Annotated in this window: 13 protein-coding genes; 4 read left to right on the top strand and 9 right to left on the bottom strand. The window is 68.4% G+C overall.

Annotated features, from left to right (window positions below; genetic code table 11):
• Positions 1-18: 18 nt before the first annotated feature.
• The 3 genes from ACZ5TV_RS03675 to ACZ5TV_RS03665 all read right to left on the bottom strand — a co-directional run bounded on the left by ACZ5TV_RS03675 (position 19) and on the right by ACZ5TV_RS03665 (position 2,433).
• The gene (locus ACZ5TV_RS03675; protein WP_464384112.1) at positions 19-750 is read right to left on the bottom strand and encodes an HD domain-containing protein; all 732 of its coding nucleotides are present in this window, start codon (positions 748-750) and stop codon (positions 19-21) included.
• On the bottom strand, positions 747-1,448 hold the full coding sequence (locus ACZ5TV_RS03670; protein ID WP_379779099.1) for a phosphoribosyltransferase: 702 nt from the start codon (positions 1,446-1,448) through the stop codon (positions 747-749). Before ACZ5TV_RS03670 ends, ACZ5TV_RS03675 begins: the two co-directional genes overlap by 4 nt.
• Before the next feature lie 97 nt (positions 1,449-1,545).
• Positions 1,546-2,433: a DUF6663 family protein gene (locus tag ACZ5TV_RS03665; protein ID WP_379779101.1), complete on the bottom strand. Its 888-nt coding sequence runs from the start codon at positions 2,431-2,433 to the stop codon at positions 1,546-1,548.
• A 122-nt stretch (positions 2,434-2,555) separates the two neighbouring features.
• Here ACZ5TV_RS03665 and ACZ5TV_RS03660 point away from each other — a divergent pair, with 122 nt between their 5' ends.
• On the top strand, positions 2,556-3,176 hold the full coding sequence (locus ACZ5TV_RS03660) for a methyltransferase domain-containing protein (protein ID WP_379779103.1): 621 nt from the start codon (positions 2,556-2,558) through the stop codon (positions 3,174-3,176).
• 25 nt (positions 3,177-3,201) lie between these two features.
• On the opposite strand, the gene ACZ5TV_RS03655 is transcribed toward ACZ5TV_RS03660, so the two are convergent.
• From ACZ5TV_RS03655 to ACZ5TV_RS03640, 4 genes are all read right to left on the bottom strand, one after another.
• Complete coding sequence (locus tag ACZ5TV_RS03655; RefSeq protein ID WP_379779105.1) at positions 3,202-3,690, bottom strand: type IV pilin N-terminal domain-containing protein; 489 nt, start codon at positions 3,688-3,690, stop codon at positions 3,202-3,204.
• Between the two features lie 82 nt (positions 3,691-3,772).
• Complete coding sequence (locus ACZ5TV_RS03650) at positions 3,773-5,149, bottom strand: DUF7094 domain-containing protein (protein ID WP_379779107.1); 1,377 nt, start codon at positions 5,147-5,149, stop codon at positions 3,773-3,775.
• A 68-nt stretch (positions 5,150-5,217) separates the two neighbouring features.
• Positions 5,218-5,748 (bottom strand): DUF5817 domain-containing protein, encoded by a 531-nt coding sequence (locus ACZ5TV_RS03645; RefSeq protein WP_379779109.1) that lies wholly within the window; start codon positions 5,746-5,748, stop codon positions 5,218-5,220.
• 62 nt (positions 5,749-5,810) lie between these two features.
• Positions 5,811-7,109, bottom strand: a complete 1,299-nt coding sequence (locus ACZ5TV_RS03640) for a helix-turn-helix transcriptional regulator (RefSeq protein ID WP_379779111.1) — start codon at positions 7,107-7,109, stop codon at positions 5,811-5,813.
• A gap of 191 nt (positions 7,110-7,300) precedes the next feature.
• Here ACZ5TV_RS03640 and ACZ5TV_RS03635 point away from each other — a divergent pair, with 191 nt between their 5' ends.
• Both ACZ5TV_RS03635 and ACZ5TV_RS03630 read left to right on the top strand, forming a co-directional pair.
• Positions 7,301-8,338, top strand: coding sequence for a DUF7490 domain-containing protein (locus tag ACZ5TV_RS03635; RefSeq protein WP_379779113.1), 1,038 nt, complete (start codon positions 7,301-7,303; stop codon positions 8,336-8,338).
• Positions 8,335-8,796, top strand: a complete 462-nt coding sequence (locus ACZ5TV_RS03630; protein WP_379779115.1) for a hypothetical protein — start codon at positions 8,335-8,337, stop codon at positions 8,794-8,796. Before ACZ5TV_RS03635 ends, ACZ5TV_RS03630 begins: the two co-directional genes overlap by 4 nt.
• Positions 8,797-8,836: 40 nt before the next feature.
• Here the strand turns inward: ACZ5TV_RS03630 and ACZ5TV_RS03625 are convergent, their stop codons facing one another.
• Together ACZ5TV_RS03625 and ACZ5TV_RS03620 are read right to left on the bottom strand one after the other, a co-directional pair.
• Positions 8,837-9,190 (bottom strand): hypothetical protein, encoded by a 354-nt coding sequence (locus tag ACZ5TV_RS03625; protein ID WP_379779117.1) that lies wholly within the window; start codon positions 9,188-9,190, stop codon positions 8,837-8,839.
• Between the two features lie 100 nt (positions 9,191-9,290).
• Positions 9,291-10,124: a ubiquinol-cytochrome c reductase iron-sulfur subunit gene (locus tag ACZ5TV_RS03620; RefSeq protein ID WP_379779119.1), complete on the bottom strand. Its 834-nt coding sequence runs from the start codon at positions 10,122-10,124 to the stop codon at positions 9,291-9,293.
• 185 nt (positions 10,125-10,309) lie between these two features.
• Here ACZ5TV_RS03620 and ppc point away from each other — a divergent pair, with 185 nt between their 5' ends.
• Entirely contained in the window at positions 10,310-13,012 is a 2,703-nt protein-coding gene (gene ppc, locus ACZ5TV_RS03615) for a phosphoenolpyruvate carboxylase (protein WP_379779121.1), read from the top strand.
• Positions 13,013-13,017: the final 5 nt, after the last annotated feature.

The raw sequence follows: 13,017 nt of genomic DNA, 5'->3' as shown, positions 1-13,017 counted from the left end.
CGATCGTTAACACGTTTCCTATTCCGCGGAGCCGATCGACCGCTCGTCACGGTAGCGCTCGTGGAGCCGCTCGAACACCGATCGTCCCGTCTCCGTTCGCAGACGTCGAACGGTCGTTTCGAAGAACTCGTCGAGGGCGGCGTACTCCCGAAACGCCTCCGGGTCGCCCTCGGCGGGGTCGTACCGCTCGGCGCGCTCGTAGACGAGGGCCTGCAGGCAGGTGTCGAGCAAGTCGCACTCCTTGACGAGGACCGCTGTCGGCGTCTCGCGGGCCTCGTACTCCGCGAACGCGTTCCGGATCCGATCGGGAAGCGGGTCGGTGAGGTCGGCCATCGCCTCGCGCTCCGCGGCCGCCTTCGCGGCCGGGTCGGGGGCGTCGGCCGTCGTATCGGCACGGGTCGCCACGTCGCCGGTCTCCGCCTCGGCGACGTCGTGGACGACCGCAAGCCGGAGCGCACGGTCGAGGTCGACCCCGCCGAGCTCCGCGGCGAACCGGTCACCGAGTGCCAACACCAGATACGCGACCCCCCACGTGTGTCCGGCGACCGACTCCGGGTCGTCGACGCCGCGGAGCTGCCAGCCCGTACGCCGCTCGTCTTTCAGCGCGTAGGCGTCGAGGATCGCGTCGATGGCGTCGTCGAGCTCCGTGTCGGGCTCAGCGTCGGCGTCGTCACGCTCCCCATCCGGTTCCGCGTCGACGTCGTGTGCCGCGCCTCCTTCCCTGTCCGTCTCTGGACGATCGCGGGTCACTCCGCGTCGAGGAGGGCCCACTCGTCGAGGCCGGTCCGTTCGATAACCTCGCGGCGGACCATCTCGTCGAGCACCTCGTCGAGCCGACCGGGCTGGGCGACCTCCATCTCGATCCGCCCGATGCCGTGGTACTCCTCGAGGTAATGGCGGATCTCGTCGCGGCCGAACGTCTCCTCGTCGGCACGCTCCATCGCTCCCTCGGTGAGGTCTATCATGTCCTCGATGAAGTTCCAGGGGTAGACGACCCACGTCCAGCGCTCCAGCCGCTCGCCGACGAAGTCGGGCTCGAACTCGGAGGTGCCGAGCAGCTGGAGGGTCGCGGTTCTGACCTCCGCCGCGTCACGCTCCTCGACGTACTCCTCGGCGCGGCGGATCGACCCGCCGGTGTCGGCGATGTCGTCGATGATCAGGACGTCTTTCCCCTCCACGCTCCCCTCCGGCATCGGGTAGCGGATCTGGGGCTCCTCCGCCTTCTCAGCGGTGCCGACGTAGTGTTCCATCTTGAGGCTCGTGAGGTCATCGAGCCCGAGGAAGTCACAGGTACACCGCCCCGCGAACCAGCCGCCACGGGCTAACGCGACGACGACGTCCGGCTCGAAGTCGTCGCGTTTCACCCCGTTCGAGACGTTGCGGCAGAGCCCGTAGATGTACTCCCAGTTGGTGACGGTGCAGTCGAAGTCGTCCGGGAGGTCGCTCATACGTGCTGAGGTGGCGCGCCCGCGCTGATAAGGGTTTAGCAACGACGATGAGCGGTCAGAACCGACCCCTGGCTCGGATCGGCCGTCCGCAGGCGGTTTACAGCCTGTCGGTGATGTCGAACGAGTCGTCGTCGCCCCCACCGTCCTCGCCGGTGTCGCCCCCACCGTCCTCGCCGGTGTCGCCCTCGATCGGACCGCCCTCCATCGAACCCCCCTCCCACGCCGCACCGCTCTCGTCGAGTCCCGCGGCCAGTCCGGCGCCGAGGCCGTAGGTGTCGCGGACGGTCCGCGCGAGCACGCCGTCGCGCTCGAAGACGACGTAGACGGCGACGAACCGGTGGGCGGCCGGCCGCAACACGAACACCTCCCGCGGGTCGTCGTCCCCTCGGGTTTCGTTGACTCGCGCTATCAGCGGCTCTATCGGCAGTCGTGCCGTCTTCACCTCCGCGAACGTGTCGGTTCCGGGCCCGTCCGCGAACAGGTAGAGGGCACCGTTGGGGTCCCCGTCGGTCGATTTCGTCGTGATGGAGCCTATCGCTTCCCCCTCGGCGCGTATCCGTTGCCACGCCTCGACGGCGGCCTCGAACATCCCTTCGACGTCGTCGGCGAACCGGAACCGCGTCTCGCGCACCACGTCAAGCGCCGTGATCCGGGCGTCGCCGTCTTCCCATGCCAGCGTCGCATCGACGACGTTCCCCGGTTCGAGCGCGTCGATCCGGTCGGCCAGCTCCCCTTCGTACCCCGTCGCAGCCGCGTACAGCGGATCGTACGCCCCCTCGGCGTCGGGGTCACTCGGGTCGATGGGCGTCTCCGGCAGCTCGACCAGGACGAACTCCGCCGCTCCCGCCTCCCCGTTGTCCGTCGGTTCCGGCGTTTCATCGTCCGCCGTTCCCGCCGTTTCGTCGGGGGAGCCTCCGGGCGTCCCGTCGATCGGTCGCGGCCGGCGGTCGTGGACGCGGAACCGTCCGGTCGTCGTCGGATGCATACCAGCCGTTGGATCGGCCGTCGGATAAGCCGGTTGGTGACGCACCGATTCCGGGTCGATATCGTCGTATCGCGACGACGGATCCGTGTCGTTATGGAGGTGGCTACCGTACGTATCGGCAAATGGGGATCCTCGAGGACAAGTCGAACGCCAGACTGTTCTACAAGTACCTCTCGAAGGTGTACGACCGGATCAACCGGTTCAACTGGAACGAGGAGATGCGAGCGGAAGCGCTCTCGTGGTTGGAGTTCGGCGAGGACGACCGCGTGCTCGACGTGGGCTGTGGTACCGGGTTCGGTACCGAAGGGCTGCTCGAACACGCCGACGATGTCCACGGTCTCGACCAGAGTATCCACCAGATGGAGAAGGCGTTCGAGAAGTTCGGCAAACACGATCAGGTGAACTTCTACCGCGGCGACGCCGAACGTCTCCCGTTCGTCGACGACAGCTTCGACATCGTCTGGTCGTCCGGCTCCATCGAGTACTGGCCGAACCCCGTCGCGGGACTCGAAGAGCTGCGGCGCGTGGCGAAACCCGGCGGACAGGTGCTCGTCGTCGGGCCGGATTACCCCCACAACCGCGTCCTCCAGCGGGTCGCCGACGCGATCATGTTGTTCTACGACGCCGAGGAGGCGGACCGGATGTTCGAGGCAGCCGGCTACGAGTCGTTCGAACACCACATCCAGCGCGCCACCCCTCAGAGCCCACGGGCGATAACGACCGTCGCGCAGGTCCCCGACTGACGTCCTCCCCCCGTTCGGAACCGGCTCACCCCGGTTCGACGGTCGTCGCCATCGACGCGATCGGTTGTCCCCGAACCGAGAGTCGCACCTCGACGCGGTCGCCGGGCCTCGGTGTGGGGTCGTTCGTCCCCGCGATCCGGACGGACGCCTCGTCGCCGACGATCCACTCGTCCCCGCTCGCGGCGTTGAACGGTCCGGTTGGCCCCGGTCGGAACCCCGCGGCCGAGAAGAACGGGACTGACGGCTGACGTGCGAGCGAGTCCCCGTTCACCCACACGCGAACGGTCAGCTCTTGGACGTCTATCGGCTCCCCACCCTCGTGGAGCAGGACCAGCCGATCGCCCTCCGCCGACAGCGAGATCACTGCCGTCGGTGCCGGCTCGGTCGGCTCATCGAACGCCGCGGTCGCCACGCCGACCGCGAGCAGGACGGCGATCGCGACGAGGAGTACCCCTGCTAGCGTCGCGACTGCGCGCGTATCAGGCCCTGCTTTCCGCGAGGTTCGGATCGACACGGGGCGACTGGTGCGGCATCACCTAAAAGGGGTCACACGAGCGGAGCCGCTGCCCGCCGTCAGTGACTACGGCGGTTGTCAGTCAGGAGCCGCCGTCGTCGGTCAGTCGCGGCGTCTCGATCGGCTGTATCCCGTCGATCACCGCCACGCGCGGCTCGTCGATGACGGTGATACGATACGTCTCCGTCGGCGAAAGGGTTCGAACGACACCGTTGGCGTCGGTCGCCCCGATCGCCTCGCTATCCCCGCCGCCGACGCTCTTCGTCACGGTGACGCCGGAGACCGGATCGTCCGTCTCGTCGTCGCGGACGGTCACCGTCACCGGCCCGCCGGGGTAGCTCCGATTCACCGTGACGTTGAACCCGTCCTCCGTCGTTGAGACGGTATCTGCGTCGGGGAACCGATCGAGCCCGATCCGCTGGTGTTCCGCAAACACCTGTTCGGTCCCGCCGCTGACGAACGAGCGGAGGGTTCCGAACTCGTGTGGGACGGTGATCCGCTGGACCGAACCCGCCCCGAACGCATCAGGCTCGCGGAGCGCGGTCGTCTCCGGGTAGCTCGCGATCGCGGCGTCGATCGCCGCCTCGCTGGAGAGCGTGCCGCCGCCACGGTCCCACCGGTCGCGCCGGAACGCCTCGCGGACGTACTCGTCGTCGTCGACGGTCGCCAGCACGATGGCCTCTTGGCTCGACTCGACGTGGATCTGTGCGCCCGGCGTGTCACCGCGAACCGTTTCGAGCGCGCGGTCACGGACCGGTCCCTCGTACACCTGAAGCTGGACCTGTAGCTCGTCGAGGCGTCCCGGCGAGGAGAACCCGTCAGTCTCCTCGGCGACCTCGTCGAGGAGGTCCAGCCGGTGATCGTACTCCGCCGCGATCCCGGCGACACGGACCAGCTCGTCGAGCAGTTCACGGTCCGTGAGCTCCCCGTTCGCATGCGCGTTCATCGCCGCGGTCTGTCGGCTATCGAGGCTCACCTCGTCCTGTTCGACCTCGTTGATCGCGGCCAGTATCCGACGCTGCCGTTCCGCGTTGTCCTCGGCGGACTCGATCCGCTGGAGCGTCGTCTCCGTTCGAAGCGCGGCGTCGACCTCCCCGACCGAGAGACCGAGCGCGGTTCCGAGGTTCGCGTCACGCTGTGTGGCTCCCACGCGCGGCGTCGCGTCCGGCGGCGTCGACAACACGCGGAGGGTGAGGTTTCCCTCGTCGATCGATGCGGTCTCGACGGTGCCGTCGGTCGACTGGGCACCCGACGACCCCGTGGCTAGGCCGTCCGTGTTCGATTCGGCCATCGTCGGTCCGAGAACGGGTGATCCGCCGACGTCTATCGTGGCGGCTCGGGAGTCGTCGGGAGCGTCCGGGGCTTCGATGTCGGCTGCCGTCCCCGCCGGCGACGTCCCGCCGGCGATCGGCGCGACGAAAAGCAGGAGGGCGACGGCCAGCACCGGGAGGGCTCTCATCGTCGAAGCGTTCTCGGCCAGGGATAAAAAAGCCATCTCAACGGCCCGGCTTTGGGTCGGCAGATCGGTCAGAGCAGCCGATAGCGTCCACGGGACTCGGAGAGTTCCCCGCGACGGGTGAGCGCGTCGAGGATATCTCGGGTGGCGTCGGCCGGCACGCCGTGATCGGTCGCATACGCGACGACCGCCGTCTCGGTGGGCTCGTCCGACTCCCGAACCCCGTCTCGAACGATCTCCTCGCGCGAACGCGTGGACCCGCTACCCCCTCCGACCCGTGTGCCCGCCTCGAACACCTCGTCGGCGTCCAGCCCCGAGCGCTCCAGGTACTCTCGGTCGTCGATCCCGGCGTCCTCGACCGCACGCTCCAGCTCGGAGACGTGTTCGACGTCGGCGAACGCCTCGCTGTCGCCGTGCTTCTTCGCCAACAGCGCTGCACGGGCCTCGCGGGCGGCCGCGCGGTCGTCCGACTCGAAGAAGCGTTTCAGCTTCGCCGTTCGATGCGTCTTTCCACATCGCGAACACCGTGCGGACTCGCTCGTCTCCGGGTCGCGGAGCAGCCACAGGTTTCCACACTCGTTACAGCCGACGACCGCGTACATAGGTCACTGTTCGTCCGGACCGGTTTTGAACGCTGGCATCGCGGCCGCGGTTCCTCCCGTCGCTACGTCCCCTCGTCGTCGTTCTCGCCGTCGGGCAGGGAGATCAGGTTCTCGCGGCCGAGGCGGAGCTTCTCGACGCGACCCTCGTCGGCCATCGCCGAGAGCAGCTGTGAGACCTTCGCGTCCGACCAGCCCGTCTCGGCGACGATATCGGCCTGTCGCATCCGGCCGCCGTTGCGTTCGAGCAGCCGTTCCACTCGCTCCTCGTCCGAGAGCAACGAGAGGTCCTCCGCCGGCTCCTCGTCGTTCGTCCCGTCGTGATCGCCCTCCTCCGGATCGGAATGCGCCGCTCCGCCGGGCGTGCTCCCGTCCCGTCCGCCCTGGGTCGCCGCCGTCGACGGAGCCTCGCGTCGGTCCCCGTCGTCTTCGGCCGACTCGACGCGACGGTACCCCACGAGTCCGGCGGCGACGAGGAGCGCTCCGAGGACGATCGCGCCGGCCAGGAGCGTCCACGGTGGAGCCATGCCGTCGGTGCCGGTCCCGGTCGGCGAGTAGACGATGACGACTCGGTCATCTCCCTCGAACACGCGTGGCCCCTCGACGATAACGGCGTTCTCTTGGAGCGGCACCGCCGCACCGGGAGTCCCGGAGACGGTGTACCCCTCGGGCGTCATCAGTTCGATCCGCTGGTCGGCTTCGAGCGAGCGGAGCCACGTCCCGTCGTCCGGGGTCGTGAGCGCGTCTCCGAGCTGGAGGTTCTCGCCGTCCTCCTCGAGGAACTCGGTCCAAACGAAGGTGAGGCGCAGCTCGCCGACGGCGGCCGGTGGCTCCTCGTCCGTCTCGTCGTCGAGGTCCATCTCGGCCGCGTCCTCGATGACGACGACCTCACGATCGACGTCGGTGATCGTCATCCGTCGGTCGACGTTCCGACTCGCCTCCGCCGCGAACCCCTCGAACAGCGCGGGGTCGGGGCCCAGTTCGTCGTCGAGGAACCGCTCCCCGACGGTTTCGAACGGCACGGTCTGGTTGGCGTCGCTGAACTCGTATCTGACGGCCACCTCCCACGCGGCGTCACGGTCCGGCTGGAGGTCGATCCGCATTCGTGTCTCCGCGGCCGGTTCGAACGCCGTGTCGACCTGCGGCGACGGGTCGGGTCCCACGGACGGTCCGGATAGCGATGCCGTCCCGGACGAACCCGGTGCGGCGTCAGCTCCGTCCTCGGATGCGGGGACCGTCGGTGTCTGTATGGGTTCCGAGAGGCCACTGGAGGGGGCGTCTCCGGTAGCCGCAACTCCCGCGCCGGCGAGGAGAACGGCAGCGAGGAGGGCGGCGAGGAGCACGCGAATCGCGGGGTTCCGCATGTAGTTCGGGACCACTCGGCCCCTGGGCAAAACGCTTTCCATAGGCCGTTCGCTGCCGACCGTTCGGGTCCGTGGGCCTCTCTCCGGGTTGGATACGGCCGATCGCTGTGGAGTGTTCCGAGAATATTCGATCCCCCTCGCGAGGGCTGAGATGGACAAAACACTTACCACAGCCGTCTCGACGGCCGACTATGGACGCGCGAACGACCCTCCTGGCGCTCGGTGCTGCCGTGCTCGTCGTCGGCGCGGTCGGCGTCGTCGCGGCCCCGGACGCCATCGATGACCCCCGAAGCGGCGACACCGGCGAACCGCCCGGCCATATCGACCTCGCGGACGTCGTCATCGACCCCGCCGAGGTCAGCGGCGAGACCGCCACGCTCGATCTCGTCGTCGACCTCCGACACCGCGGTTCGACCGTCGAGAACGTCACCCTTCGCCACCGGGCACTCGACGCCGACTCCGGCCTGCTCGTCGACGAGACGACCGTCGATGTCGGCGACGTCGGCGACATCGATCGGGACGGCGAGGTGACGGCCAACGGAAGTCTCGACGTCGAACGCGCGGGCGGGTACCACCTCGAAACCGTCGTGTTCGTCGACGGCGAGCGAACGACGGAGCGGACGACCCGTATCGCCGGCGTCGAGGCACTCGTCCCCTCCTACGCGGATTCGTCCGTCGAGTTCGCCGACGGCAACGTCTGGCCCACGGTCGCGGTGTCGGTCGTGGACGCCGGGGCGGAAACCGCTACCCTCTCCGTGTCCACGTCGGTGACGAACCGTGGCGACGACCCGTCCGGCGACCTCGACCTCCGCGTCATGCTTCGGCAGGCCGACTCCAACGTCGTCGCCGCCGAGGCGAGCGAGACGGTCGGAACGGTTCGCCCCGGCCGCACCGACACCGTCACGACGACGCTCGACGTGCCGGACGGCTACAACTACTACGTCGACGCCGCGCTGTTCGACGACGACGTCCTGATCGACGAGACGCAAGCCGTCGCCAACCTCGACCCGCAGGAGACGATCGACGCGAACGAGACGGTCGAGGACGTCGAGTTCGCCGTCGAGGACTTTACGAGGACGGAGGCGACTGATGACGCCCTCGACGACGCCCCTGCCGACGAGGACGTCGAGGACGCGCCCGACGTGGGGGACGACGCGCCCGGATTCGGCGTCGTTGTCGCGGTCGCAGCGCTCCTCGCTGCGGCCCTGTTCGCACGGAGGGACCGATGACCGACGACCACACGCCCGACGACCACACGGCCACACCCGACGACCACACCAACACACACGCCATGGCTGATTCAACCGCGACGAACGACCCGACCACCACGGACGACTCGATCACCGCGAACGACTCAACAACCGAGGATCCGACCGATCGGGACGGCGGCTCCCGGTTCACCCGGCTCACGTCCGAGGACCTCCGCGGGATCCTCGATCGGCTGGCGCTCGCTGCGCTGGCGGTGCTCGCGCTGATCGCCGCGTGGAGCTTCTACGGCTACGCCGGAACCGCGATCCGGACGTGGCTCGACCCCGCGTACCAGCCGATCGCGTTGGCGGCGTTCAACCTCGCGATCCTGTTCGTCGCGCTCGCTGGTGTCGCCCATCAGCTCCAGCGGATTCGGGGAGGAGCCGCCGGCGAGCCGTCGAGCACTGCCGATACCGGAGACGGCGCTGCAGACGGCTAGGCGGGACCGGAATCGCCTCGTCAGCGAGGATGGACCGTGCTCACTCCTCCGGGAGGTCTCCCGTACTCCCCGGGATCTGCTCGACCTGCCCGGCGAGCGTCGCGGCGTCGCCCGCGACGGTCGACGGCTCCACTCCGGCCTCGTTCGCTACTAGTCGGACGTGTGCGGCGAGCAACGCAAGGGCACGCAACCCCTCCGACTCCGCGTCGCCGTCCGTCCGCTGGGCGAACGTCGTATCTACCTCGCCGTCGCGGACGACGCCGACGTGGACCGCTTCGATCCCGTCGCCGTCGAGCAGCTCGCGGGCGCGTGACAGCTCGGCTGCGAACGCGTCGTCCGTCGCCCGGTCGGCATCGTCTCCCGCCCGCCCGTTCTGGTCGTGACCGTCGCTCATACCGAAGCTCGGGGCGAGAGCGTGAAAAACGCGGCGTTGCGGCGGGTGGCAAAGAGCTGCTACCGCAGCGGGCGTCAAAAACGAACGTTGGGGGGCCGAGTCACTCCGGACGGGGGCGAGCGATGAACAGTGCCTCCTCCAGCGTGAACGGGTCGTACGTCGACTGGTGACAGACGCAGTACGCGCCGTCTTCCGCATTGTACCGTGCGGACTCCTCGAGCTCCTTGTAGCCGGGGATACAACAGAAGTGCGTACAGACGTTGAGATACGCCATGAACCCCTGATCCGTCGAGGCGGCGAGCCACTCGTCGTCCTGGGCGGCCTCCTCGATACGTTCCGAGCGGATCACGACCGCGTTCAGGCTGGCGTCAGCGTCCTCGGACCGCCAGGTCGTCGAGGCCGGTTTCCCGACCCCGTCGTTACCGACGTTGTTCCCCCAGGTGTCGTAGTCGTCGAAGTCGTCGATGTGGATCCGGTCGCCGGCGTCGTACGTCTCGTCCTGCCAGTCGTACGTCCCGGGGTTCGCACGGAAGATGTTGTCCGACTCGAAGTTCGGACGGACGTTCTCCTGTGACTCGATCCCACAGTACTGGAACCACTCGCCGGCGTAGGTTCGCCCGCCGCGTTCCTCGCGGGCGACTTCGATCTCGAATCCCTCGTCTTCTATCGTCTGGACCTCGGGCCAGATCCCCTCGATGAACCCGTCGTCGTCGACGCGGACGGGGATCTGCGGGAGTCCGCGCGGTGCCGGGCCGCCGGTGTGTTCGATCGTCATCGCGACGGTCTGTCCGCCGCCGACCCCGCCGGCGGTCGTCAGGGTGTTGACCGTCGCTGAACCCATCGCGCCGACCCCGGCGAGGGTCGCGCCGCCGACCACGCCCTTCACGAAACGGCGCCTGCCGGACTCGGTCGGGTACTTGTCGGACATGCTCATGATCGAACAGTCGGGGTGGACCAGTAAAAAGGGTGACGAACCGGCCGGTCGGCCGACCGCTCGCGGCCCCGGTCCGCCGGCCGAGTCCGTCCCGCCGCAGCCCCGGGATCTGCGTTTACTCGGTGTCGAGGCAAACGTTCGTCAAGGCGGCGGTTTTAACCGGAACCGGCCGAACTGTGCGTGGTATGGAGTTGCATAACCGAACGGTGCGGACGGACGTTCGTGAGCTCGGCGCGCTACTCGGGGACGTACTCGCCGCGCAGACGTCGACGGACGCCTACGAGACGGTCGAGGAGCTCCGAAACGCCGCGATCGCGTACCGACGCGGGGACGCGTCGAGCCGCGGCTCCCTCCACGAATCGGTCGACGGCCTCTCACCGACCCGAGAGGGGGTCGTCGCGCGGGCGTTCACCACGTATTTCGAGCTGATAAACCTCGCCGAGGAGCGCGAACGCGTTCGGGCCGTCCGGAACGCCGACGCCGACGGCGCGTTACACGACTCCTTCGAGGCGACGATCGAGGAGTTCGCGGAGGCGGGCGTCGAGGCCGACGAGATCGAGTCGCTGCTTTCCGACGTGCTCATCGAGCCGACGTTCACCGCACACCCCACGGAGGCGCGGCGGGCGACCGTGAAATCGAAGCTCCGATCCATCGCGAACCACCTCGAGGAGCTCGACGAGCGCGGCCTCACCGAGCGCGAGCGGAACGCCGTCTGGCGGGACGTCACCGCCGAGGTGACGAGCCTCTGGGGCACCCGGCAGGTACGACAGCGCCGGCCGGAGCCCGAAGACGAGGCACGGAACGTCCGGTGGTACCTCGAGAACACGCTGTTCGACGTCGTCGGCGACGCCTACGAGGAGTTCGAGCGGACGATCTCCGCGGAGTACGAGGACGTCGACTGTCCGAAGCTGTTCGAGTTCCGCTCGTGGGCGGGGTCCGACCGCGACGGCAACCCGTACGTGACGCCCGAGGTCACCGACGAGACGCTCGAGGGACAGCGCTCCGTCGCCCTCGAGAAGTACCGCGAGCAGTGTAAGCGGCTCTCGGCGGTGTTGAGTCAGGACGGCGATCGCTACGCCGTCGACGACGCGCTCGCGGCGTCGATCGCCGAAGACGCCGACCGCTTCCCCGCGGTCGCGGCGGAGGCCCGCGAACGGTATCCGGACGAGCCGTACCGACAGAAGCTGAAGCTGATGCGTGAACGCTTGGACCGTGTCGACGACGTGCGGCCCGGCGGCTACCCCGACGGGGACGCCTTCCTCGCCGACCTCGACGTCATCGCCGACTCGCTGTCGGCCGACCGGAACGACGTGGTTCGCGAGTCGTTCATCGATCCGCTTCGAAGACAGGTGGACACGTTCGGGTTCGTGCTCGCCTCCCTCGACCTCCGCGACCACCGCGAGAACCACACCGAGACCGTCGCCGAGGCGGTCGCGGTCGAGGGTATCGACTACCGTGCGATGGACGAGGCCGACCGCGCCGAGTTCCTCACCGAGGCCATCCTCCAGGACGAACCGGTCGTCGACACGGACGCGCCCGGAGACGTCTCCGACACCGCCGAGCGCGTGCTCGAGCGGTTCCGCGCGCTGTCCGACTGGCAGTCGGAGTACGGAACGCAAGCGATCGACACGTACTGTATCTCGATGACGGAGGAGCCGAGCCACGTCCTCGAGGTACTCTTTTTGGCCGACCAAGTGGGCGTCGTCACGCTCCCGGACCACTGCGGGATCGACGTCGTCCCCCTTCTGGAGACCGAGTCCGCGCTCAACGGCGCGGAGCGCATCCTCGGGACGCTCTTCGAGAACGAGGCGTACGGCGCGGCCTTGGAGGCGCGCGGCGAGGTACAAGAGGTGATGCTCGGCTACTCCGACTCGAACAAGGAGAACGGGTTCCTCGCCGCCAACTGGGACCTGTACAAGAACCAGCGTCGCCTCGCACAGTTCTGTCGCGAGGAGGAGGTCACGCTCCGGCTGTTCCACGGCCGCGGCGGGTCGATCTCCCGGGGCGGCGGCCCGATGAACGAGGCGCTGCTCGCGCTCCCCAACGAGACCGTCACCGGACAGGTGAAGTTCACGGAGCAGGGGGAGGCGATCGCCGAGAAGTACGCGAACCGCCGGATCGCCGAACGCGAGCTCGAACAGATGCTCGACGCGCAGATCCGCGCCCGCCACGAGGCGAACGCGGAGCCGACGGAAGACGCCCCCGAGGCGTGGGTCGAGGCGATGGAGACGATGGTTCCGGCCGCCAGAACGACGTACCGCGACCTCCTGAACGCGGACGGCTTCGTCTCATACTTCGGTCAGGCGACGCCCATCTCGGTCGTCGAGGACCTCAACCTCGGCTCCCGACCGGCCTCACGGTCCGGCGAGCGGACCGTCGAGGACCTCCGGGCCATTCCGTGGGTGTTCTCGTGGACGCAGACCCGGCTCATCCTCCCCGGCTGGTACGCGCTGGCGTCCGGTATCGACGCGTACCTCCATGAAGTCGGCGAAGCGGACGGGTTGGAGACCCTCCGGGAGATGTACGAGGAGTGGCCGTTCTTCCGGACCACGCTCGACAACGCGGGTCTCGCGCTCGCCCGCACCGAACCGGAGATCGCTTCGGAGTACGCCGACCTCGCGGACGACGAGCTCCGCGAGCGGTTCTTCCCCGACCTCGTCAGCGAGTACGAACGTGGTCGCGAGCTCGTCCTCTCGATCAGCGGTCGTGACGAGCTTATCCGACGCGAGTGGCTCTCGGAGAGCCTCGACCGCCGGAACCCGTACGTCGACCCCCTGAACCTGCTTCAGGCCGACCTCCTCGGCCGAACCCACCGGACCGACGAGGAGGAGCGCACCCTCCGGCTGACGGTGAACGGCATCGCCGCAGGCATGAAAAACACCGGATAGCCCGC

The organism is Halorubrum tibetense (genome assembly GCF_055396225.1).
The sequence above is the reverse complement of the archived record's forward strand: the minus strand, read 5'-3'. Positions and strand labels throughout refer to the sequence as shown.

Excerpts from the sequence above, each read along its gene's own strand:
- ACZ5TV_RS03665 (WP_379779101.1), bottom strand. The coding sequence starts at position 2,433 with ATGCATCCGACGACGACCGGACGGTTCCGCGTCCACGACCGCCGGCCG.
- ACZ5TV_RS03630 (WP_379779115.1), top strand. The coding sequence starts at position 8,335 with ATGACCGACGACCACACGCCCGACGACCACACGGCCACACCCGACGAC.
- ACZ5TV_RS03625 (WP_379779117.1), bottom strand. The coding sequence starts at position 9,190 with ATGAGCGACGGTCACGACCAGAACGGGCGGGCGGGAGACGATGCCGAC.
- ACZ5TV_RS03620 (WP_379779119.1), bottom strand. The coding sequence starts at position 10,124 with ATGAGCATGTCCGACAAGTACCCGACCGAGTCCGGCAGGCGCCGTTTC.
- ppc (WP_379779121.1), top strand. The coding sequence starts at position 10,310 with ATGGAGTTGCATAACCGAACGGTGCGGACGGACGTTCGTGAGCTCGGC.
- ACZ5TV_RS03670 (WP_379779099.1), bottom strand. The coding sequence starts at position 1,448 with ATGAGCGACCTCCCGGACGACTTCGACTGCACCGTCACCAACTGGGAG.
- ACZ5TV_RS03635 (WP_379779113.1), top strand. The coding sequence starts at position 7,301 with ATGGACGCGCGAACGACCCTCCTGGCGCTCGGTGCTGCCGTGCTCGTC.
- ACZ5TV_RS03640 (WP_379779111.1), bottom strand. The coding sequence starts at position 7,109 with ATGCGGAACCCCGCGATTCGCGTGCTCCTCGCCGCCCTCCTCGCTGCC.
- ACZ5TV_RS03660 (WP_379779103.1), top strand. The coding sequence starts at position 2,556 with ATGGGGATCCTCGAGGACAAGTCGAACGCCAGACTGTTCTACAAGTAC.
- ACZ5TV_RS03645 (WP_379779109.1), bottom strand. The coding sequence starts at position 5,748 with ATGTACGCGGTCGTCGGCTGTAACGAGTGTGGAAACCTGTGGCTGCTC.
- ACZ5TV_RS03650 (WP_379779107.1), bottom strand. The coding sequence starts at position 5,149 with ATGAGAGCCCTCCCGGTGCTGGCCGTCGCCCTCCTGCTTTTCGTCGCG.